Here is a 23,992-nt window from a genome sequence, read left to right as displayed (position 1 = left end):
CTTTTTGGCAATCAGTGTTTAAACTAATGGCGCGTTCGCAATTTACAATAATTTATTGATGCTGAAAAGCAAATAACACAGGACAGTTTATTAATAATAATTTAATCTCTAAGTAGTTGCATTTCGAAATATACCCTCTAATTTTGCGGGCAAAAATCAATCAATCTTTTATGAAAAAGTTATTACTATCAACACTGCTTATGTTGCTGTGCGTGATTACTATGCACGCACAGGTAACAACGAGCAGCGTCAGTGGATCCGTAAAGGATTCGAAGGGTGAGGCTCTGATCGGTGCAACGGTCCGTGCAACACATCAGCCTTCGGGCACAACGTATGGGGCAGTGACCAACACAGATGGTCGCTTCAACATCGCCAACACCCGTATTGGTGGCCCTTATACGATTGAAGTAAGCTACATTGGCTTCCAGCCGATGAGCTACACAAACATCACGTTACAACTTGGTCGTCCGTACGTGCTGGATGCAGTACTGTCTTCCGGTGGCCTGGAACTGCAGGAGGTAATGGTTACAGCTGACCAGTCTTCTGTGTTCAACGCCCAGAGAACAGGTGCCGCAACAAACGTAAGCACTGAGCAAATTGCAACGCTCCCAACTGTAACCCGCAGCCTTACAGACTTCACTCGTCTGACACCACAGGCAAACGGAAATGGTTTCGCAGGTCGTGATGGTCGTTTTAACAACGTTCAGATTGATGGTGCAAACTTTAACAACGGCTTCGGTCTGAACTCCAACCCACTTCCTGGAGGTCGTTCGCAGCCTATCTCTATCGACGCGATCGAGCAGGTGCAGGTAAACATCGCTCCTTTCGACGTACGTCAGTCAGGTTTTACTGGTGCCGGCATCAACGCCGTTACACGCAGCGGTAACAACGAGTTCTCCGGTTCAGTTTATGGTTTCTACCGTAACCAGGACATGAATGGCAGAAGAGTGAATGGTGAAAAGCTTGATCAAAGCAACGAAACATCTAGCCGCACTTTCGGTTTCCGTTTAGGTGGTCCAATCATTAAGAACAAATTGTTCTTCTTCGTAAACGCTGAGACCATCGATGAAAAAGGTACTAACCCAAATGCGGTAAACCTTTGGAGAGCTTCTGACAATGGTGTAGCTAACCCTGACCAGAACATTGCCAGAACAAGAAGATCTGACCTGGAAGCAGTTCGCAACCACTTGATCAACACGTGGGGCTATGACCCAGGTTCTTATGAAGGTTATGCCAACGACAACGGTACCAAGAGCACAAACTTCCTGACTCGTATTGACTGGAACATCAGCGATAAGCACAAACTGGCAGTTCGTTACAACCAGGTAGTTGGTCAGGCAGGTTCACTGGTAAACGGTAGCTCTGGCCCTAGCCCGCGCTCTTCTGTTAACCGTGTGAGCGACCAGTCTATGGCTTTCTCTAAGACTATGTATGACACAGAGAACATCGTTCGTTCTGCTTCAGCTGAATTGAACAGTACTTTCTCTTCCCGTCTTTCTAACCAGTTCCTGGCGACTTATAGCCGCATTCAGGATACTCGTAAATCTCCAAGCGAAATCTTCCCAATGGTTGACATCTGGGACGGTGATGCCAACGGTACTAACTACATGACCTTTGGTTACGAGCTGTTCACGTTCGGTAACGACGTGTTGAACAACAACTACAGCATCACAAACAACCTGACTTACCTGGCTGGTAAGCACACAATCACGGGTGGTGCCACTTTCGAATCTCAGAAGTTTGGTAACCAGTACATCCGTATGGGTACTTCTTACTACCGTTACAAGTCTGTTGAGGACTTCCTGACTACTGGTACGCCAAACGAGGTAGCTCCTATCATGTTCGGTCTGACTTACCCTTACGAAGGCCAGGACACATATGCTCCAATCGTGCTGGGTACTGCCGGTGCCTACATCCAGGACAAATTTGCCGCTACTGACAGATTGGACCTGACGCTCGGTCTGCGTGCCGACATGCCAGTTTACATGAACGACCTGACTGCTAACCAGTCTATCGATGAGCTTACGCTGAGAACACCAGAAGGCGGTGAGAGAAAGTACACGACGAGCGAGTGGCCAAAATCCAGAATTATGCTGGCTCCACGCATCGGCTTCAACTTCGACGCTCTTGGTGATGGTTCTCTGCAGCTGCGTGGTGGTACTGGTCTGTTCAACGGCCGTGTTCCATTCGTATGGTTGACCAACATGCCTTCTAACTCTGGTGTAATCCAGAACAACGTAGAGCCAAACGGTTATGCTTCAGTAGCTGGTTGGATTGGCGACATCCGTTTCCAACCGGAACAATACTACTGGTTGAACAACACGCCGGCAAGCGCACAGAACGTGTTCATCAAAAACCCAAGAGCTGGTGTTCCTACAAGCTTCGCTCTGGTTGACAACGAGTTCAGAATGCCTAAGGTATGGAGAACCAGCCTCGGTGCTGACTATACCATCCCAGGTACTCCATTGGTAGCTACAGCTGACATCATCTACACAAAAGACGTGAATGCTGCTTACCAGTTTGGTGCTAACAGAAAAGACGCTCCTACAACACTGAACTATGGTGGTGAAGGTGAGAACGACAACAGAGGATACTACCCAGATGGCGCTAACAGCACAAAGTATAACAATGCTGTAAACGCAAACACTGCCGTAGTATTGACAAACACTTCTGCTAAAGGTGAATCATTCAGCAGCACTGTAGGTCTGTCACTTCCTGCCCGCAACGGTCTGTATGGCTCTCTTTACTATACCTACACGCACGCAACTGAAGTATCTGGTAACCCAGGTTCAAACGCTTCTTCTGCCTGGTTAGGTAGCCCATCTGTTAACGGCCCGAACGAGCAGATTCTGTACAAGTCACAGTATGCAGTGCCTCACAACGTAGTAGGTAACCTGTCTTACAAAGTGAACTACTTCGGCAACCTGGCTACTACTGTGTCATTGTTCTACAATGGTTCACACCAGGGACGCTTCTCTTACACCTACAACGGTGACATCAACAAGGATGGTATCAACGCTGACCTGTTGTACGTGCCAAATGACGTGAACAACATGAACTTCGTTGACATCATTGACAGCAAGACCAAAGAGGTAGTGTTCACTGCCCAGCAGCAGCGCGATGCCTTCAACACGTTCATCGAGAACGACGACTACCTGAAGACAAGACGCGGCCAGTACGCTGAGCGTAACGGTGCTCTGATGCCATGGTTGAACCGTTTCGACTTCAAATTGATCCAGGATGTTTACACGAACATTGGTGGCAAGCGCAACACGCTGCAGCTGACTGCTGACGTAATGAACGTAGGTAACCTGCTTAACTCTGAGTGGGGTATCATGACAGGATTCAACAATGCTCAGAGCGTGCTGACTACCAACTCAAGCACTACTCCAATCAGCAAAGAAGGTGTTCCAAGCTTCCAGATGAGAACTGTAACTGAAAATGGCCAGACTGTACTTCCTACAGCTCCTTTCAGAGACATCACAACACTTTCTACTACTTGGTATGCTCAGCTTGGTCTGCGTTACATCTTTAACTAAGAAGTAAGCAACCAGAGCAACAAAAAGGCGGGACAAATGTCCCGCCTTTTTTATTTTCAAAAACTAGCGCTCCGGCTTTTGCATATTCAAAATTTGTTCTAATTTTGTGACACTCAAACGGGGGATTAGCTCAGCTGGCTAGAGCGCTTGCATGGCATGCAAGAGGTCATCGGTTCGACTCCGATATTCTCCACATTGATTATCAAGCCCTTACGTCAAAAACGTAGGGGCTTTTTTGTTAGGGGGTCACACAAAAGTACACACAACCCCTCCAATTCTGTGTTTCACCTCTCCTTCTATCCTACATTAGTCACCTTTGAAGTCACACAAATAGGTCAGGACAGCATTAGCCTTTTTGCGGTTTGCAAGCTATATTTCTAAATAATTATGGCACTTTAAACTATAAGTCTTGAAATTAATCGACACAGCAAGCAATTTCTTCAAAGAAAGAGGTGTGGTTCAATTTGCAAATCAAATTTATTTTGATGAAGATGGAGAATCCTTTCTTAAAGGCTATAAAGAGGGGGAAAGCAACGAGCAATACCAAAAATATTATTTTATTCTAACCTTGACAAAAGAGTTAAAGAGGGGAGAAAAGTTAACTGAATTAGGTTTGAAGGGGGCTGTTATTTGGGAAACTTATGATGCAGAGGGTAATGTAACTTATAGAATAGGTAAAAGTAACACCCTAAGTACTTATGCCCCTTATGAACAATTATTATCCGAAAATAGCAGTCTAAATTATGCTGAAAAGCTCAAGGCTATAGAGTGGAGAGAAAAGAGAGAGAGTATTATTAAGAGAGAACAAAGCATTTGTGAAATCTGCAATTCTGAATGTTTCTCCAAAATTGAGCAGTACCTTGCCAACAAAGACAGAAAAGAAATCGATCTTAAAAAGAAATGGGCAAATGTTCACCACACCTACTATGTAGATGGTTGCCTACCTTGGCATTACCCGAATGAGAGCCTTAAATTGTTGTGCGCTGAATGTCACCAGAATCTTCATGAAAGTATCAAAATCGTTGTGTACGAGAATTTTGAATTCAATACAACGACCAAACATAAGACCTGTTTAAGATGCGTTGGATCGGGATATTTACCTGAATACTACTATTATTATGATGGCGTTTGCTTTAGTTGTGATGGCACAGGTTATGCAAGTTTAAAAACAAAAATATATAGTCGATAAGTGTTGAGGTTACTTTTCGTATGACTCCTTATGGAACTATACGAATTTAACTTAAAACCTCAGGCTGAACGAATTGCAGCGGTTTGGGAGCATGGATCTTTTCTCGCTATCAGGAGTGAAGCGTCTTATAGCATCGTTTTATACCACATGGGAAAGTTCTTTGCAGAAATATGGTATAATCCCAACAGCAACAGTGTAGAGCGAACCAGAAGCTTTAAGAGCCAAAGTTGCTTAAACCCTTACCTTGACTTGATTGATTTATCTGAATTAAAAGACTAATTGTAAAAGCTTATTACTGAGCTTTCTTTTTACTATCATAATCAGATTATAAAAATTAGTTCAGAACATACACTCAATTCAATTGCGCTTCATAAAAGAAGACGTAGATTCCGATTTTGTCCACCTCAAAAACTAATCTTCTACGGTTATTCTGTAGAGAATTTTAAGATGGATTTCTGGTTATACAAAATCACACACAACCTCTCGCATTTCTCCCCCCTACGCTTTTCAATACAACTCATTCTCTGTTTTGTATTCCACTCGTTGCTAAGAATTGAACGCTATAACCGAACTCGATTAAGTTAGGCTGTTCTCACTGCGTGTATACTTGTACGTGTATGCTTGTATTAGCTTTACAATGAAGAACTACATTGGCTTACCCCTAATAAATGCCTATATTTATTTCTTTGAATAATTACCATTACTGATTAATATCAGGACACACTTAGTGTTATAAAAGATATAGCCGATGCGTTTAATAAGAAGAGAAGAAGCACTTGAACATCTCAAAAGACTTGTAGAGGCCTTTGCTGATCAAGAATCATTTTATAAAAGTGACCGCTACAAAGAAGCTCAATTAAGGATAGACTTCTTAAACCCTTTATTAAAGATTTTTGGATGGGATGTGGATAATGAGGCAGGAAAATCACAGTTTTTGAGAGAAGTCATCCAAGAAGAGGAAGTAGAGGTCGAAGAAGAGGATGAAATAAGAATGAAGAATCCTGACTACACAATGCGTGTGTTTGGAGAACGAAAGTTTTTTATTGAAGCTAAGAAGGCCTCAGTAGCAATAAATAGCTCTTTAAAGCCTGCTTTTCAAACTCGAAGATATGGTTGGAGCGCTAATTTAAATATGTCAGTTCTTACAAACTTTGAATATCTAAATGTGTATGACTGTCGGACGAAACCTGACCCTACTGACCACCCCCACGTTGCTCGTCATAAAACCTTCCACTATAGTGAATTTGTAAAAAACTTTGACGAACTGTATGATTTGCTATCCTATGAATCTGTATCAAGTGGCACAATCGAAAAAGCTTTCGGCCAAGAACTACATGGCTCATATGCTTTCGATGAATACTTTTTAATCCAAATTAGGAGCTGGAGGCTGAAATTAGCCCAAAATATTTTAACTAATAACCCTAAGTTGAATGAAGAGGAAATCAACTTTCAGGTTCAACGCTTGTTAAACCGCATTATCTTTCTTCGTATTTGTGAAGACAGGGAAATTGAAAAATATGAGAACCTTAAGGAGGTAAATGGATATGAAGACTTAAAAGCTCTTTTCATTAAAGCAGATAAAAAATATAATTCAGGTCTATTCAACTTTATTGAGGATGAGCTCGCTCTTAAACTAATACTGGATTCTCAGGTCCTCATTGACATATTCAATGAACTGTACTATCCTCTAAGTCCATACGATTTTTCTGTTGTAGATCCTGAAATACTGAGTCAAATCTACGAACGCTTTTTAGGAAGTAGAGTAGTTGTGGAACATGAATTACAGGTGTATATCATTGATGAACCTGAAGTAGCTGCCTCTGATGGCGTAGTTCCCACACCAAAATCAATAGTTCGAAAGATAATTAATGACACTCTTATACATGTTGTAGATGGCAAATCTTTTGAGGAAGTACTTCAGCTTAAGATAGCTGATATTTCATCTGGATCTGGAACATTTCTTATATCTGCGTATGATTACCTTTTAAAGTACCTGACTGAGAAGGCCAGTACTGCTCAATTAAAAAATGGGTTAGCCAGATTAGGAGCAGGTGAAACAATACGGTTAACATTAAAAGCCAAACAATCAATATTACTGAATTGTCTATACGGTGTTGATATTAACCCTTATGCTGTTGAGGTCGCTCAATTTGGATTACTTTTGAAACTCTTGGAGGATGAAAATTCGTCAACTATCAATGAGCATATCAGTCTTTGCAAATCGAAAGTGCTCCCCAGTTTGGCTGAAACAGTAAAATGTGGTAATTCCCTTATTGATAATAATTACTTTTCTTTTAATCGGTCTGCACTTGAAGACAATACATTACTGCATAGAATAAAGCCTTTCGATTGGCAGGATGAATTCCCATTTCTTAAAATCAAAGGTTTTGACGCTATTATAGGAAATCCTCCCTATGTGCGCATCCAGCACATGGTCAAATATGCACCTGAGGAAGTCAAATACTACCAAAGTAAAAAATCAAATTATAGTGTAATAGTAGAAAAGTCTTTCGATAAATATTATCTATTCATCGAAAGATCATTGTCTTTACTTAACTCTACTGGTTATCTTGGTTATATTGTTCCAAACAAATTTTTTACGCTGAAAGGTGGAAGCAGCTTACGTAATCATATCATTACTAAAAGCTCTTTAGAAAAGCTGATATATTTTGGTGTTTTGCAGGTATTCCCAGCACGATCAACTTATACAACAATCTTAATCTTGAGTAAACAGGATAAAGAGGTTTTTTCTTTCATCAGAGTTAGAGAATTAGTAAAAGATTTAATAAAAGAGCCAGCACCAATCATTTACAAGAACAGTGAGCTTACTAAAGCTCCTTGGATGTTCGTTTTACCCGAGACACAGGAAATATTTGAACGAATAAGAACAGGGAGTGTCACCCCCCTTCTCTCCATAGCTGATATACCAGTGGGTTTACAAACCAGCGCAGACAAAATATTTATTTTTGAGCCTGACTATGAGACTGAGAGCACTATAACTTTTACTGATAAGGAAGATAGAGTCTGGGAAATAGAGCGGGGCATCTGTCTCCCATGTGTAATGGACGTATCGTTTAAAGTCTTCGATACTATAGAAGCAAATACATATTTAATCTACCCCTATAGAGAAAAAGATGGAAAAGCAGCACTCATTGATGAGGATACTTTGAAGTTAGAGTTTCCTCTATGTTGGGCATATTTGAGTCACTACAAACACAAACTTGTAAAGAGAAATATGAATGGAGTTAGAGACAAGATTACAAAAGAACCCATATGGTATCAATTTGGTAGAACACAAAGTTTAAACAAGTTCATAAACTCTACCAAAATAATATTCTCTGTTCTCTCAAAGGAGCCTAAGTACATTTTCGATGAATCAAACTTTCAGTTCACAGGTGGAGGAAATGGGCCTTATTATTCTATAATCAGCAAAACAGAATATTCCCCGTTTTACATCATGGCGATTCTAAGCCATCCAATTTTTGAAGCCATGGTCAGAGCAAAAACAAGTGAGTTTGAAGGGGATTATTATTCGCATGGCAAACAATTTATTTCGGAGCTCCCGATTAGAAAGATTAACTTTGCATCCTCAACTGATCGAAGAATCCATGATGAGGTTGTTGGTACTGTGAGAAACATTATTGACACGAAAAAAGAAATCAGAATCACAACTATATCTTCTAAGAGAGAAGGACTTCAACGCAAGAATAAACTCTTATACAACCGATTAATTGAACAGGTAAATATGCTTTATGGACTGTCTCAAGAAGATATAGAAACAGTAACAGGGGATGAACTACTTTATGCCCCTATAAACGAGGAATAATAATGGGGGTGGCATTAGAGGCAAAGATTGATAGTAATAAGCTTAGAGGAGGATACTATACTCCTAAGCCGATAGCGGATTTTATTTGTAGATGGGCTATCAGAAATACAGAAGAGAGGGTACTCGAGCCAAGTTGTGGAGATGGCAATTTTATAGAAGCAGCCATTGAACGTTTCCTTGATTTAGGTTTAAATCAGGAGAACTTGCACGGGCACATACAAGCTGTAGAATTGATTGAAGAAGAGGCCGCAAAAGCAAAAGAGCGTGCTGCTGTATTTGGTCTTAATTCTACTACTATTCTTAACTCAGATTTTTTCCGCTTTGTTAGGGACTTACCTGAAGACACTACCTATGATGTAGTAATTGGCAATCCGCCTTTTATACGTTATCAGAATTTCCCCGAGAAACATCGAGATCTGGCAATAACATTGATGTCAGAGTTAGGAATCATACCTAATAAGCTAACTAATATCTGGGTACCGTTTTTGGTTATAGCAGCTAATAAACTCTCTGATAATGGTAGGCTTGGGATGGTTATACCTGCTGAGCTATTTCAGGTAAAGTATGCAGCTGATACACGCGTTTTCCTTTCGCACTTCTTCCAAAGAATCACAATAGTAACTTTCAAAAAACTTGTATTTCAAGGTATACAGCAGGAGGTTGTTATATTACTATGTGATAAGCAAGTAGAGGATAATCAGGGTATCAGAGTTGTTGAGCTAAATAATCTGGAAGAGCTTTTAGAATTAGATGTTGCTCGCATCCAAGAAGCTCCTATAAAAGCAATAGACCATACCCGTGAGAAATGGACTAAGTACTTCTTGGATATAGAGGAAATACACCTCATGCGTGTTACAAAGGATGATGAGACTATAAGAACCTGTGGCTCTTACATGCAGGTAGATGTAGGCATTGTAACAGGCCGCAACGAGTTCTTTATGCTAAAAGAACAACAGGTTAGAGAAAGACATTTAGAGGAATATGTACGACGGGTCGTAAGTAAGTCGCCTCAATTAAAGGGAATTACCTTTAATGAGCAAGATTTTATAGATAACTCTAATTCTCAAAACACTACATACTTATTCCTACCTCCAAATGTCCCAGCAGATGAATTACCCCACGTCTGTCAAGAATACATTACTTATGGTGAGAGTAAGAAGCACCATACAGGCTATAAATGTAAAATACGCAAGCGATGGTATATTACCCCATCAGTAAGTAGGCCAGATGGTTTCGCATTACGTCAAGTGAATGAGTTTCCTAAGTTAGTGTTGAATCAAGGAGATGCATCCTCCACGGACACGATACACCGCGTTAGATTCAACCCAAATGTTAATCCTCAGTTAGCAGTCGTTTCTTTCTTAAACTCTTTAACTTTTGCATTTTCAGAAATCTTAGGTCGTAGCTATGGTGGAGGGGTACTAACTTTCGAACCGACAGAAGTTGAAGAATTACCACTGCCAATGCTCATAAGAGAGGACGCGGTTGATTTCAATCATATTGACCAGCTTATGAGGGAAAAGAGAATTGAAGAAGTACTTAATATAGTTGATAGAGCACTATTGATAGACCAATTGGGATATTCTAAAGAAGAGGCCACTCGCTTTCGAAATGTATGGAGGAAGCTCTCTAATCGTAGAATAAATCGCAAGAAAAAGTAGTTACCTTAATTCAAATGCAAGCGCCACTTAACTAAATTCAGTGGCGCTTGCATTTGAATTCTGTAGCTTTAACTGTCTATACACGAATTAACAAGACGTTTTCAGGATAATAGCCAAACTCCTGTTCATAAGACTTACATGCGGATTCTAAGGACTGCATTGCTTCCAACCCATTTCTATTTAAAGGGTCAAGATAGTTCATGTACCCAAAACCTGCATAACTTCCAATTTTAGGAGCGGGACTTACCCACAACTTCGCTTGAAACGGCTTCACACGCCTAACTGGCCCATCATAAACGAACTCAAAAGGCCGCCCTGCCATTGCCAGTTCTATTTGCTTCTTCTTTGGGTACATATCCTCAGAAGCCCTGCCACCAATCATAAACAGCCTTGTCGTATTGCTCTGCAAATATTCCCGTAGCTTTAGCTTATCCATACACAATCACTCTTTAGATTAGGGAATATGGCAAAATGATCGTTTGAATACAATACAACCTCTTGAAAAGGTCCACCTGACTCGAAAAAAGCTTTTACATGCTTATTAAGAAAGAATAAAACCTTTGAATTCGGAGTTGACAGAAAAAGGGACGGCTTTCCAAAGCTTGCTGATAGACGAAAAAAAATAAGGCGTTTATGGATGAGGTCGGCCTGCCCCAAGGAACACACCTTGAGCAACAAAACGCCGCCACTGGATCAATTTTGGGGCAAATTCGGGCATATTTTGTGCCACTCCCACCCAAAACGAAAATTTTATAAAAATTGTGTTTACAGAAGCCCCCGTTTTGACCCCCACCCCCTTTTTTTACCTCCCCCTGCCAGGATACCCCCAAGGGACGGTGCTGTATCTGGCACTTATGGGAGCTATAACCCCACGTTATGGTTTATATAAATTATAGTAGTGCTTCTTATACAAATAAACGTTGAAAACCTGTTTGCCATTATCTCCTTTCGTTGTACGAAACCTGCAAACGTAATTCTTCCCTTCGTAGTCCCCATGTGAGATAAGGGAATCTTCAACCTCTTCATGGTAGAAGTAGAAAGGCACGTTGTAGATGCTCATATCGCCCCCGTACTTTCTATGCAGCGTAGTGCAAAGGCTGTTATAGTACTCCCTATCTTCGTCAGTTACTTCTAAGTTTCGGCTTATCTTGTTTAAATCATCGCTGTACTCCATGAGCTTCTCACCGTAGGCATCCTCACAAAAGAGGTTCATCATGCCAATCCTGTTTTCGTGCGAGAACTTGTCTGGGAGCGGCAATGATCGGTGTATGAGCATTATCTCGATAAAGGACGCATTGAAAAATGGGGACCTAACGCTTTCCCCGTTCCATTCCACAACGGCGGCTTCTGGAGTAGTCCATATTTCAGCATCAACCCGTTCCCCGTCTAACGTAAAGGCTATGTAATCATTGGAATAGCCAGCAGGCATGACGTAGCAAGAACCCTTGCCCCCTGTTTGGCACTTAGTGCCGTTTCTGTATCCCTCTTGCTTAATTTGCTCAATCTTGTATTCTATTCGCCTGTCATGGTATGCGCGGTCAGTCCATGCCGTCGCAGGGACGCATTTAATCCCGAACAGGTCGTTAATTTCATCAGCCTTGCTGTCTGTTTTCTCTTCGTATCGCTCGACTTCATAGCGGCTTGTGCGCTTTATCTTCCTTGCCCCTTTGGTTAGATCCTCATAGGTTGTGTGAACAAAGTAATCTGGTATTAAAGACATTGGTAATAAGTATATGTGACTGCGGCAACCGCTCACATCCAATTCTATGTTTTATTCAGGACATTTACTTAATGAGAAGTGAAAAAAGTGAGATTTTTCCAAGTAGGTCAAAAATCTACTTAAAGATTAAAAACGCATTACAAATTATGAATAAGAGCGGCATTATCGATGGCCTACGTTCCGCAAAATATTGATGTCCTACAGTTTATATTTCATAATCTTTCCGACTTATCACTTACTTCTATTTAGAAAAACATATTATTGATTTAGATCGATGCAATAATCACAAAAAGAACTTAATATAATATGTCACTATCAAATAGAATAACATATAAAAAGCTAACTCATGAGGCATGCGAAGTGCTAAGCACACATTGGTACAATGTAGATAAAATGAGAGAGATTCAAGAGCCTAATCCATTTGCTTTCTTGGACCGCTGGGTCACAGAGAGCACTGTAAGCTTCTGCTATGATGAGCGTATTGGACAGTTAGGCAAAGACATTATTAAAGTGGTGAAAGAAGAAGTAGGTTATATACCCTCCATCACCTACGAACAAGAGATGAGTAACGCTTCTGAAGGAGCGGTAAATGATTATCGATGGGACATTATTGAGTTAGAAGTTGAAGGAGAAGTATACATAGGCCATATTTACAGGACACCTACTATAGCTACGTTAACTTGGGAGACCAATGGCATTTTTCACAAGGGATTTAATATCACCACTGGTAATATAGTTGTCATTGTGAAGGGAGAAAAGGGATGGGCTTAGATGTTACTGTACTTTTGAATGTTCAGCAGGTAGCAGAAGTAGACACATACTCAATGCACCTACAATCCTTTGAAAATTCGGGAACATATTTAATACACAATTTGGAGTACGTTAAAGATAGGTGTACCGCTTTTCAAGGGTACTGTGTAGGTGACGAGGCTATGAGCTTCTATGTAAGAAGCTACACTGATTATAGCGAGTATCGCCAGAGTCTGGCTGGACTGCTATCTACCACAGCTGAAGAGGTTTGGGATAATCCTGAAACCTACAAAGACAACGAATTTTATGAGCAAATATGCTTCCCAGATAATGAGGGAACGTTTGATCATATAGTATCTCAAAGGCTCTACAATGCCTATGTTAATAACAGCCTCAATGCGTTATTAGAACTTGATAAAGAGGACTACATCCTTTATATAAAATTTAAGGATGCTTTTCAGCTTGCTGCTGAAGGAAAAGGCATTGTAGTATACTATTAGTAATCGCAGGTAAAAGATTAACCTTGTGCTTTTGAATAATTAAATGGTTTTAACATTTGCCACAGTGAATAAGCACCTCTTGATATTCGTGATATTCCTGATATTCTTGATATAAGAGTGTATCACGAATATCAGGAATTCTGTGCTGGGTTTTTAAAGGGTCTTAGTAAGGTTAATGCAAAGGGTTAAAAGCTGCTAATACAACAAATATCATTTCAACATCTATCAGTAGCCACATAAAATAAAGTAGAAGTCAGATAATGCGACACACTTAGAGTGTTCAACTATGTTAGAGCAGGCACTCTAAGCTTTCTTATACCCAATAGTATTTCCTATAAATAACTGCTGATTTCTAAACCAGATTTTACTTAGTCTATCTATCAACTCTTTGTGAAAGGTCGGCAATATATTGTAAGGATTGATTGTATCTACTCTCATTAATAAAATTAGATGTCAACATAGCTGCCTTTTAAGTAAAGAATGATCAAATAAAATTAAGTATTAACAAATTTATATATTATCTTACTATTAGTAATATAACTTCTTTTTATACTTACTTTTAAAACTCTCTATACCATCCATGAAAGTAAAGATTGATTTTTATAGAAAATGCTTCAACTGCTTGTATGAGCCCCCCATTATGCAATCTCTGACATGGGATAATGGTTTTGATGAAGAATCTGACAAGGACTATGTTCCAAAGGATGAAGACGTTGAGACAATGCTAAGCCAGTTGCATTTATTCAGAAATATACGCTGTGAGAATTGTGATACTTCAGATAAGCTGGCTTTTTCTGTACAGTACGTAAATGAAAAGCCCTTTGGAGAAGAAAATGTTGCTGAGACACCTGAGGAGCTCTCTTATCCTGAACTTGAATACGAGATTCATAATTTCATATTAGAGAATGCAAAAGACGGCCCACTTGAGTTTACTCTTCACAATGGCGAAACCAAAGTAGGCGAAGTGGATGGCATTACAACGAGCATGACGGCTGGAAGCAAATCCTATGCTGTCAAAGTTTATAAAGATGTTGATCCTGATGAAGATGAATTTTTGCAGGAGAATTACGGAGAAGCTATAAGCTATGAATACATAAATCTTTCAGACATCCTCTATATTGATTTATGGACAACCTACCAAGAAATGCATTGGAGAGATTAACCAGCACTCATGAAAAAGTTTGATTTGAACATAGAGAAAATACTTGAAAATTGGGATTTAAAACACGCTGTTAGAGAGGTTATTGCAAATGCGATAGACGAACAACATCTAACTAATTCCAATGAAATTCAAATATTCAAAGATCAGCAAGGTGCGTGGCACATCCGAGATTTTGGAAGGGGATTACGGTATGAGCACTTCACACAGAAAGAAAATGACGAGAAGCTCTCTACGGATGGGATAATAGGTAAATTTGGGATTGGGTTAAAAGATGCACTTGCCACTTTTGAGCGTAAGGGCATCTCTGTAAAGATACTATCTCGGCATGGTGATATAACACTGGGTAAATCTCAAAAAAGCGGATTTGATGATTTGGTCACCCTACATGCATACATATCAGACCCAAGCATTCCAAGTTTAGTAGGCACTGACTTTGTGCTATATCAAATATTTGATTCAGATATCAACCTTGCGAAGCAGCTTTTTTTAAAGTTCAATCAAGAACAAGTTGTTGAAAATACAAAGTATGGTCAAGTCCTCCAAAAGTCGGGTTCTCAAGGTAACATCTATATTAATGGTGTGTTAGTAGCTACAGAAGATAACTTTCTCTTCAGTTATAACATCACACTCTTAAACTCAGCAATAAAGAAAGCCATCAACCGAGAAAGAGCAAACGTTGGAAGATCCGCCTACCAACTTATAGTAAAGAATATACTGCTTAGTTGTGAGTCAAAGGATGTCGCTGATTTATTAACTAACGATTTACGGCAGTATAGTTCAGGAAATGTGCACGATGAATTAAAGTGGCTTGATGTACAACAACATGCCGCAACAATACTGAACAAGTTTCAAAAGGTTATTTTTGTTACAGCCGAAGAAATAGAGAAAGGTACGGATTTAGTTGATGAAGCAAGAAAAGGTAATTTCCAAGTAGTAGCGATTCCTTCCAACTTACGAGATAAATTAATTGAACAGAATAAATTAGAATTAGAAAGGCAGATAGATAATCCAGAAAGCACTGTTGAAATGGTTAGAACTTTCAATCAATTCGTGCAGGAAAGAAATAATAATTTCGAATTTAAATTTATAGAAGAATCAGATTTAAGCTTATCAGAAAAAGCAGTGTGGAAGTTAAAAGATAGCGTTCTAACAATGATTGGAGGCATGCCTTTAAATGTACATGTAATCAAGATCTCTGAAACGATGCAAAAAGACAGCTTTACATTTCAAGCTGCTGATGGCCTTTGGCAACCATACGAGAATCGGGTAATTATTAAAAGAAGCGTTCTCCAATCAGAACAGAGATTCATTGGAGTACTGCTTCATGAACTTGCTCATGCAATGAGCGGGGCAACAGATGCAACAAGAGCATTTGAAAGTGAGCTTACGAGGCTTTTAGGAGTAATAGGTAACAGGGCAGTTTTAGCAAATCTTAAATATTAGCACCACATAACTTACCCACATTTCAATTTTTAGACTCGTTCCGCTTAAGAAATAAATTAGTCCACATAGAATTTAAGTGATTTTTATGCATCCCCTACAAGATAAATTGCGATTACAAACCATCAATTTACCAGAGACCGATGATTGTGAGTACATTGATGAAGATGTTTATTTATTAAAACTTCAAAACCCTGAATTTACTCTCTTTGATACAGTTATTATTAAACATCGCCCCGAGTATTTCACAAATAGATTATTTTTCATTTGCACTAATAATAATCTTGCAGTTGAAAACCTTGAAAGCTTTTTGAGTTTTATACTGCCAGTAATGGGCTATAGGTTAGAAGATGAAACAGAACTTGACAGATTGAAAGATTTGCTTAAGCGAGGTAAAGAATATTGGAAAGGAGAGTTCTCATTAAATACGGAAGATAAAACTACTTATCGCACTCGCATATCTATTGAAACAAGTGACTCAATAAAGGATTTAATCTATATAGATGAGGATGAGGCCGATACAATAGATGACATTTTTGAAAATTCACATTTTGTATTAGAGTTAGGACCTATTAAAACAATGCATGGCAGCGCAGGAATTACTTTTAACTTCTGATATTAAATGTGCATTCGAGCCACTGTAGTTCACAAGAATTTAATTTTACTGAAGTAATATGAGCAAAAGAAGCTATTGGTGCTACCGAGTAGATACAAGCAGACTGAAATTCTTCTGGAATGAATTAATTGAGGCTCGCTTACGCCAAGGATGGGGATGGGACTCAAAACAGGATCTGCGGAATTTTCAGTTAGATGAAGGAGCAGGACGTAATCGCCCCATGTTTAACAATGTAAAAAAAGGTGATGTTTTACTGATTCCGCAATTACCTAATTGGGGAGATGTTGCCTTAGTTGAAGCGACCGAAGACTGGAACAAAGGCTACAGATTTGACATCGATAAGAATACTGGCGACTTTGGCCATATTTTTCCTGCAAAATATTTAAAAAAGTTTACGAGGAATAATGAAAATGTAACAGGTAACATTCGCTCTACTCTTAAAAATCCATCACGCTTCTGGAGTATCAATCATTATTCTGAAGATGTTGAAAGGCTACTGCTGTCTCAGGAATCGGACCTTTCTAAAAGGCAAGATCATGAGAGTAGACTGGAGAGCTCTATTGGAAATGTTTTCAATGAGGTATTTGATGAAAAGTTATTTGCAGAAAAACTATTTGATAAGCTAAGTGAACAGTTCACCAGAGAAGAATGGGAGTATGCCTTAGTTTATGGCTTAAAGCAGTTGTTCCCATATTACCAGATCGATAGAGTAGGTGGAAAGGAAGAAAAGAATCACGGTACTGATATCTTAATCAAGCTCCCAAGTATCTTATCCAATCATGAGTATGCAATTGCGATTCAAGTAAAAGATTATGATGGCTTCGTTGGTGAGGAAGTAATTCGCCAGATAAATAGAGCCGATGCCTATTGGGCTACAGAGAATTTAAAGCTTATCGAAAAGATAGTCATCATTACAAAAGCGAAAAAAGAAGAAAATGTAAGGCTGCTTGAACATGATAAGAGTGTAAAATTCATTTTTGCTCATGAATTGAAGGGGCTTTTATCAGAAATTGGTAAAAGCTTCATAGGAATGAAATAGATTGATTATCCTGTTCTGTATCATCAAAGACCTATATCGTGTATCGTGCGATGTAGGCCTTTCTATTAAATAAGCATCTACAAAAAGCATGTATAGCTCTATATATATATTGATTAATATTTATTAAATAGCACCTATGTATTAAATATTAATGATGAATACATTAGATTTCCATAAATCGACTGCAGCAGAATTATTAGCTTTAACTAATAGGGTAAGGAACCTTGTTCGACATTGGGGAGAGGATGGCAGGTACAAAGAGGCTGTGTTAAAATCTGTTATTCAAAGGTTTCTTCCAGAGAAGTATCGCATCAGTACTGGGTTTGTTGTAAAACAAACTAATCAACGAGGCACGCATGAGTCCTCCAACCAGATTGATCTTTTGATATACGATACTTCTTACCCTGTGCTTTTTAGAGAGGGTGATTTTGTAATTGTGACACCCGATGCTGTGGAGGCCATAATCGAAGTGAAAGCAAACATTACAAATCAAGGGTTGTTGGGAGTAATCAATAAGGCTAACGAAGTTGGAGAATTCATATATAACGGTAGGTCTCCTAACAGTAAGCCCATATTTAATGGTATATTTTCTTATGCAGCAAATGTTAGACAAGTTTCTACTTTAAGAGAAGCTATTGAAACCAGTTCGCATGCAGAAAATTTCACAGGAGAAAGGTGTAAATACATGGTCAGCCAAATATCCTTTAATAAGGACTATTTTTACAAGTTTTGGCAGCATGAACAATTATTAGATAACCCAGCACATTATATCTATGAACTTCATGATCTCTCATTTTCCTTCTTTATCTCTAACCTAACCGATTTTCTGAGTGGTACATCAGTATTTGATAATAATCACTTATGGTATCCAGTAGATAAATCTATTCAGGTGCGTAGTCACTTCTAATGCCAGCTATCTAATCTATTAGAATTAAAAATAATGAACATAAAGAATAAATTGTACTTAATATTAGTAGGAATACTTTTTAGTGCATGTGGTAATAATACAGCAGATACCCCCTGTCAGGGTATCCCAAATTGCCAAATGTATGAAAGAGGTCCACATCGTTACACTATGGTGTATGATCAAAATATTGATGCTTTAGCAATTGAGTTTAAAATTGAAAACTTAAAAGATGATTTAAGAAATGTGGAAGGCCCTTTAGATGGGGGAAAAGTGTTATTACTGTTTGTGAATGGAGATGGGGAATATTTATTTGATGGCGCTCTTCAAAAACTACTGCCACAGCAGTTTCAACCAAATTCTTTTTCAGAAACTGACTTTATTGTGCTTAGAACCTTTTCAAAAAACCTTGCAGGGTATTATAGTAATAAAAAGACTGTTGGCTATTCCATTGACAATACACTGCTATTTATCAATCCTGTTACTAAAGAGATAGTGAAAGTTGAACAATTGAGTGGTGGGACCCCTGCAAAATCAATAAGTTATAGGGGATCTGCGCCACAAACTCAGTCATCTGCAGTTTCTCCTGAAAATATTATAAATACAGTAGTAGCAAGTTTAAGTAATATCTAATAATAGCCACAACTTGCTCTGACTTTATGTACTAACAGTTTAATATAAACTGATAAGTACATTAGGAAGAGGAAATGCATCTGCGGAGATCTGCCATTACTCAAGGCTTTATTCCCTGCTGATTTACTCTAATAAGAAAATCTGCTAAGTCGAGTCCGTTCTTCCTATCAACTTCAGTACCCCATCTTTCCAGTATATCGGAAACCTCAAAAGTGCTAATGTTACTCAATTGTATAGCTTTATTTGACCATTCCTCAAACCCGTTCAAATCAGGGTATAAAATAATCTCACGTCCCCGCAGTACTTGACACTTCTTATAGCTTAACCCATTTATACTACCAGCTGCCAACCAAATTAACTCTGGGAAATAAACACTTGCCACAATAGCAGTCTTTTCACTTTCAACTATAGCAACAGTTTTTTTTTGGCCTATGCTCAGTAAATGCTCCCCAAAGAAACACTGCTCTAAGTTATAATCAGGTAATTTTAGTGCACTATGCACCCAACTTACATGGTCCCGTGGATTTTTGATCCTCTTGCCTGTTATAGGATTGTATTGTATAATTTTTCCAGCCCTTACTCTGCCTTTAGTATCAACCTGATAGAATACCGTTGCTCCCTTCCAGCGTTTCGCAGTACCTATAAAATAGCGGCTGATCAATTGACTTATTTGTTCAGAACTAAAAAGTGTATTTATATATGCAACAAAGTTGTTTTGGTCATACTTCCGTAGGCTATTTCTAAATACAGTATCAGGTACATAACTAACTCCCTTACGAAAAGTTAACGGCTCCTCTTTTGGAGAAACATAATTATCATGTTGGTCAGGATTATTCTCAAAGTACTGACTTGGGGTGTAGTGATAGGAACATTTACTTATACGGTTACATCTACCGACATTAGCATTTAGATATTGCTCTGTATTCATGTCGATATAACGGGTAAACTCATTTCGTTTCTCACAACTTGGACAAGTATGCCTGCTCTTCTTTCCTGCGTATGGCTCCAAACAGAAGCGGTAATCATTATTCATAATTAAAAAGAATATTCTTGATATTCTTGATATTCTCTTAGTTTAGAGTTTCAAGAATATCAAGAATATCGGTCAAGAATACTTAAATTTTCTTGGAGTAATTGCCGTAGGACACTCTCTCAAATAAGGAATTATCGTTAAGAAAGCGTTTGAATGTTACTTCCGCTACGCCCTGACTTTTTGCAAGTAATAAACCTTGACCTGTTGAGAAATTAATTGGTAAGGACTGGTAAAGAAGTTTCTTCTCACTCGTCAGCTTATCTAAAGGAGAACTATCAAGAAGGTAGCGCTTTACCTTCATTCCCGTATTCCTAAAATATTCTATCAAATCAATAGCTCGGGCCACAGTATTCAATTCTACTGTTCGTTTATCGCTCTCACCAGCTGCCCATTGCATCATCTGCAGGATAAGAGAAAGACGTATTACGTAAACCTCGAGCTTACTATATAGCCCTTTAACCATATCGTTATCGGCACTATTACACTTGTCAGTGTTTTCCCGCTGCCACTCCTTTAACCTCGCATACCCTTCATCAGTAAAAGAAAGGACAGTAGGCGAAAGAGAGTCTGTTTCATCAATTGGAACAGGCAAATCCAAGAGATTGTTTACCATCACATGCCAGTTTTGAAGGTGTTGAGGATGAAGTTCTCTGTCACTCCAATAGCTTTTTTTTAACCCCTCAGGCATAGCAAACAATATACGGTCTGTGAACCCGTTTTGACTTCTGTTCCCCCTGCCAAGTTCTGACAGTATACTTTCCTGTATTGTACCTGCAACTGAGATATATGAACTTTTAATGAAGATCGGATCACCAGTTTTCCTATCAATAATAATAGGCTTGCCACTCCAATTGCTCAACCAAAATTCCTGATCACTCCCATTGTTATAACGATTAAAATTTTTGAACCAACTTGCCAGTTCGTCTACATATACCCCTATGCCTCGTTTGTTTAATCTGTGCGTTTCCGTCAAAGACTCAGGTGTAAAATCCTGAACTAAAAACTTATGCAGCACAGGCTTTATAGGTTCATCATATTCTGGTTTTGTCCTTCCTTTTGCTTTTATTGATATCGCTTTTTTATACTCATGTACTTTCTTCTCATACTCTCTGAATGTACTACAATCCCTATCTATTATAGGTCCTATGGAAAAACTCAGGGGATGACTTTTCATCGTTCCAGGAGCACCTACGAGTGCGATGTAAAGCAGAGCACTCTCTGTCCAGTTCTCTTTTACTTTTACCTTATGAGTGTTGCCTATAGCAAGTGAAACAGTATATAACATAGCTGTTCCAATAAAGTCAACAGGATATTGAAGGCTCTCTTGTAGTGCCAGTATTATGTGTTGAACTTTCTCTGGAAAAGCTGAAATTGGAAAAGAAATAGAATTATGTCGATCCAGACCCTGATAATTAGCACTTTTACCGTTAGCTTCTGCTCTGACTTCATCTAAAAAAGTTAACCCCGAAAAGTCAAATTCAGGGGATAAGGAATAACGATTACTCATTTATTCCCTCCCTTTTTTCGTGCAGAGCGAGCGAGCACAATACTAACTGTGTCTGAATCAAACTCATTTACCGTATGAGATTCAACCCATTCAAGTAATTCTCTACGGGAAAAAATGAGGCGATTGCCGTACTTCTTATTTGGGATCTTGTTTGTGGATGTAAGTTTGTATAGTTTAGACTTGCTTAGACCTGTTATTAATAAAGCATCTTTAAGAGTACATCGATCACTCTTCTGCTTGGTTCGGGCTTTTGTATTTAATGCATTACCTATGGCTAAGCGTATAATTCCCTCTAACCGTTCGGGTGTTGTGACTATTAATTCCATTGCGCTATAAGTTAAAATTGTACAGCGCAAAGGTAAAATCATGAAAAACGGCAGACCGATTTTGACTGGTTAGAAACGGTCGCTATTTTTCATATCGTTATTTCTGTTTTCTTCAAATTCCCTCAGCTCACACTTAGCTTCCTGATTATCAAAACCTTTCTCTCTCAAAAAATCTATTACTCTTTTGAAGTCTTTCTCTTTTTGTTTATTATTAACATCAGAAGCCGTTCTATCTGACGCTGTATAATATTTCCTATAGTGCCTCATCAGCTTCTCTCCGCTTTTAAGGCCAAACTCTTTTGCAATGTCGTCCGCATTATTAATATTCAATGGCCGCTTTGTATAGATGCAAAATAGAGCTATTTGAGCTAAGGTAATTGGCTGCTCATGTTCTATATCTGACGCCTCCTTAGCGTTCGCTTTCATATTCCTTGGAGTAAATTCCAACTCATGTAACCTGTCTTTCAAGAAAAGAAGTGTTATCTCGAAAAGCCAATGTCTTGACCATCGATTAGTTCTTTCAAAATATCTCTTATTCAGTTCTTCTTCACTTAAGTTTTCAGATTTATAATCAGCCGCAACCTCATTAAAGCTTCTTCTCCATAGCAAAGAAGGCTCCTTGTTAATTTCCTTAAGCTCAGACTTTATGTGTTGTCGGTACAGTTTTATAAATCGTTTCTCAGTACCTAATTTGCTGGAATCCAGATAACGCTTAAGCTCTATCTCATATATAAGCTTTGCTCTTGCCCTCCAAACTGAGTACTGCCCTATATGCGATGACTGCCTCTCTTCATCTTGTACTATTGCTTCCCAGAAAGCTGAGCTTTTGTATTTTGGGTAATCTGTTAGTTTCGAGTTATCTATCATATTTTAGAAGTTTGTTAACATAGTTGCATTCTTCACTCGCTCTTCCTTCTCGAATGACGCCAAGTAATTTTCTGTCGTCTTCAAATCATTATGCCCTAAACTCTCTGATATAAAGGCTATATTTGCGCCTGATCGCTTTAGTACCGTAGCGTAGCTGTGCCTTGCTGTGTAAGTGCTAATACTCGGAATACCCAGCTTTTTACCAATGGCCTTCAACTTGGTATTCATCAACTTTGTAATATTCTTAATCTTGGTGCGCTCTTCTTCTGGACTTTCTTCACCTTGTAAGATGGGGAACACAAAGGTTTCGGGGCTTTCTTCTTCATTACCCCAACGGCTTATAATAGTCTGCATTTCGGGTAAAAGGGTAGCGTATATCAACTTCTTTTTCTTTGCCTTTGCCAACGTCTTTTGTCGGTAAAAACATACCTCTCCATTAATAATATTAGTATATCTTAATTTACAGATATCAGTAATGTTTGCCCCATTGCATAGGTAAGAGAAAAACCAAAGATCACGGCATTTCTCTATTGTGTCGGTTTCGCATTCATACTGTACTATCTTCTTAATGTCGCTTAGGTTTAGGGCAATGTTTCTGCCTGCATGCTGTGGTATCTCGTACCTGCCTTTACCGAATGGGTGTTGAGCGGGTTTTATGATGTCTGCTGCTTTTGCTTCGTTTAGGACAACCTGCAAGGCTCGCATGTACATTGAAATAGTGGTATAGCTCTTACCCTCATCTAATAGATATTGCTCGTACTGCTTTAACCAATCAACTGTAATATGTTTAAACTCTACCTTTTTACCTTTTTTGAATAGGTCAATACTTCTAAGCGTATACTTATACCAATCAGAAGTACTTATCTTACCTTGGGCTTTCAACCCTTCTATCTTAGCTGTGAATGCAGCATTTAGGGTACTGCTCTGACCTTTGCTCAATTGGGCTTGTAAGCTATCAATACTGAACCTATCGTTTTTGATAAGCTGCCTGACCGTATCTTCAAACTCCTTAGCGAATTTCTGTATTGATTGTCTGATGGCTTTCAACTCCCTTGCTTTTGTGTTCGGTAGCTTTTCCCAATCTTCAACCGTTAGCCGCTTTCCTGTGGAATAGTAAGCCCGCTGCCGTTGGTAGGTGACTCTAACCTTAACAGGGCATAACCCATCTGTATTGGCTTTGCGGGTTTCAAGTATAGTAGCCAACGTAACGCCACAATCAGAAAATTCAAACATACTATTTGTGTTTAAATGTGTGGCCTATTAGGGGAGGGTCACACAAA

Annotated in this window: 20 protein-coding genes and 1 tRNA gene; 14 read left to right on the top strand and 7 right to left on the bottom strand. The window is 38.9% G+C overall.

From position 1 onward, the window contains the following. Window positions 1–170: 170 nt before the first annotated feature. The 6 genes from B0B12_RS18415 (at window position 171) to B0B12_RS18395 (ending at window position 10,215) form a co-directional block, all read left to right on the top strand. Complete coding sequence (locus B0B12_RS18415) at window positions 171–3,539, top strand: TonB-dependent receptor (protein WP_244554767.1); 3,369 nt, start codon at window positions 171–173, stop codon at window positions 3,537–3,539. Window positions 3,540–3,658: 119 nt separating this feature from the next. Beyond that, a tRNA-Ala gene (locus tag B0B12_RS18410) sits at window positions 3,659–3,732 on the top strand. A gap of 216 nt (window positions 3,733–3,948) precedes the next feature. Continuing rightward, entirely contained in the window at window positions 3,949–4,728 is a 780-nt protein-coding gene (locus tag B0B12_RS18405) for a hypothetical protein (protein ID WP_076671929.1), read from the top strand. A 30-nt stretch (window positions 4,729–4,758) separates the two neighbouring features. After that, entirely contained in the window at window positions 4,759–5,007 is a 249-nt protein-coding gene (locus tag B0B12_RS20455; RefSeq protein WP_170871913.1) for a hypothetical protein, read from the top strand. Between the two features lie 469 nt (window positions 5,008–5,476). Continuing rightward, window positions 5,477–8,554, top strand: a complete 3,078-nt coding sequence (locus tag B0B12_RS18400; RefSeq protein WP_076671927.1) for an Eco57I restriction-modification methylase domain-containing protein — start codon at window positions 5,477–5,479, stop codon at window positions 8,552–8,554. 2 nt (window positions 8,555–8,556) lie between these two features. After that, a complete protein-coding gene (locus B0B12_RS18395; RefSeq protein WP_076671925.1) occupies window positions 8,557–10,215 on the top strand; it encodes an N-6 DNA methylase in 1,659 nt (552 codons plus the stop codon). Between the two features lie 76 nt (window positions 10,216–10,291). Here the strand turns inward: B0B12_RS18395 and B0B12_RS18390 are convergent, their stop codons facing one another. Together B0B12_RS18390 and B0B12_RS18385 are read right to left on the bottom strand one after the other, a co-directional pair. Further along, window positions 10,292–10,651, bottom strand: coding sequence for a hypothetical protein (locus tag B0B12_RS18390; protein ID WP_076671923.1), 360 nt, complete (start codon window positions 10,649–10,651; stop codon window positions 10,292–10,294). Between the two features lie 438 nt (window positions 10,652–11,089). Then, the gene (locus B0B12_RS18385) at window positions 11,090–11,935 is read right to left on the bottom strand and encodes a hypothetical protein (RefSeq protein ID WP_076671921.1); all 846 of its coding nucleotides are present in this window, start codon (window positions 11,933–11,935) and stop codon (window positions 11,090–11,092) included. Window positions 11,936–12,328: 393 nt separating this feature from the next. Here B0B12_RS18385 and B0B12_RS18380 point away from each other — a divergent pair, with 393 nt between their 5' ends. The 8 genes from B0B12_RS18380 (at window position 12,329) to B0B12_RS18345 (ending at window position 18,979) form a co-directional block, all read left to right on the top strand. Next, window positions 12,329–12,706, top strand: coding sequence for a hypothetical protein (locus B0B12_RS18380; RefSeq protein WP_076671918.1), 378 nt, complete (start codon window positions 12,329–12,331; stop codon window positions 12,704–12,706). Continuing rightward, window positions 12,697–13,185, top strand: a complete 489-nt coding sequence (locus tag B0B12_RS18375) for a hypothetical protein (protein ID WP_076671916.1) — start codon at window positions 12,697–12,699, stop codon at window positions 13,183–13,185. Before B0B12_RS18380 ends, B0B12_RS18375 begins: the two co-directional genes overlap by 10 nt. A gap of 580 nt (window positions 13,186–13,765) precedes the next feature. Then, window positions 13,766–14,347: a hypothetical protein gene (locus tag B0B12_RS18370; protein ID WP_076671914.1), complete on the top strand. Its 582-nt coding sequence runs from the start codon at window positions 13,766–13,768 to the stop codon at window positions 14,345–14,347. Between the two features lie 9 nt (window positions 14,348–14,356). Next, entirely contained in the window at window positions 14,357–15,790 is a 1,434-nt protein-coding gene (locus tag B0B12_RS18365) for an ATP-binding protein (RefSeq protein ID WP_076671913.1), read from the top strand. Between the two features lie 85 nt (window positions 15,791–15,875). Then, window positions 15,876–16,403 carry a hypothetical protein gene (locus B0B12_RS18360; protein WP_076671911.1) on the top strand — a complete coding sequence of 176 codons (528 nt, stop codon included), beginning with the start codon at window positions 15,876–15,878 and terminating at the stop codon, window positions 16,401–16,403. A 58-nt stretch (window positions 16,404–16,461) separates the two neighbouring features. Further along, window positions 16,462–17,442 carry a hypothetical protein gene (locus B0B12_RS18355; RefSeq protein WP_076671910.1) on the top strand — a complete coding sequence of 327 codons (981 nt, stop codon included), beginning with the start codon at window positions 16,462–16,464 and terminating at the stop codon, window positions 17,440–17,442. Between the two features lie 151 nt (window positions 17,443–17,593). Further along, entirely contained in the window at window positions 17,594–18,349 is a 756-nt protein-coding gene (locus B0B12_RS18350) for a DUF6602 domain-containing protein (protein ID WP_076671908.1), read from the top strand. A 33-nt stretch (window positions 18,350–18,382) separates the two neighbouring features. Beyond that, window positions 18,383–18,979 carry a hypothetical protein gene (locus tag B0B12_RS18345; RefSeq protein WP_139337841.1) on the top strand — a complete coding sequence of 199 codons (597 nt, stop codon included), beginning with the start codon at window positions 18,383–18,385 and terminating at the stop codon, window positions 18,977–18,979. 100 nt (window positions 18,980–19,079) lie between these two features. On the opposite strand, the gene B0B12_RS18340 is transcribed toward B0B12_RS18345, so the two are convergent. The 5 genes from B0B12_RS18340 to B0B12_RS18320 all read right to left on the bottom strand — a co-directional run bounded on the left by B0B12_RS18340 (window position 19,080) and on the right by B0B12_RS18320 (window position 23,945). After that, the gene (locus B0B12_RS18340; protein WP_244554766.1) at window positions 19,080–20,012 is read right to left on the bottom strand and encodes a DUF6371 domain-containing protein; all 933 of its coding nucleotides are present in this window, start codon (window positions 20,010–20,012) and stop codon (window positions 19,080–19,082) included. An 82-nt stretch (window positions 20,013–20,094) separates the two neighbouring features. Beyond that, on the bottom strand, window positions 20,095–21,519 hold the full coding sequence (locus tag B0B12_RS18335; protein WP_083704300.1) for a YfjI family protein: 1,425 nt from the start codon (window positions 21,517–21,519) through the stop codon (window positions 20,095–20,097). Continuing rightward, on the bottom strand, window positions 21,516–21,845 hold the full coding sequence (locus B0B12_RS20795) for a helix-turn-helix domain-containing protein (RefSeq protein WP_170871912.1): 330 nt from the start codon (window positions 21,843–21,845) through the stop codon (window positions 21,516–21,518). The genes B0B12_RS18335 and B0B12_RS20795 overlap by 4 nt, the downstream gene beginning before the upstream one ends. 69 nt (window positions 21,846–21,914) lie before the next feature. Beyond that, window positions 21,915–22,712: a hypothetical protein gene (locus B0B12_RS18325; protein ID WP_076671901.1), complete on the bottom strand. Its 798-nt coding sequence runs from the start codon at window positions 22,710–22,712 to the stop codon at window positions 21,915–21,917. A gap of 3 nt (window positions 22,713–22,715) precedes the next feature. After that, window positions 22,716–23,945, bottom strand: coding sequence for a site-specific integrase (locus B0B12_RS18320; protein WP_076671899.1), 1,230 nt, complete (start codon window positions 23,943–23,945; stop codon window positions 22,716–22,718). Between the last annotated feature and the right edge of the window lie 47 nt (window positions 23,946–23,992).

The organism is Pontibacter indicus (assembly GCF_900156345.1).
Lineage (GTDB): Bacteria > Bacteroidota > Bacteroidia > Cytophagales > Hymenobacteraceae > Pontibacter > Pontibacter indicus.
Note: the sequence above shows the minus strand (reverse complement) of the source record. Positions and strands in the feature narration are given on the sequence as shown.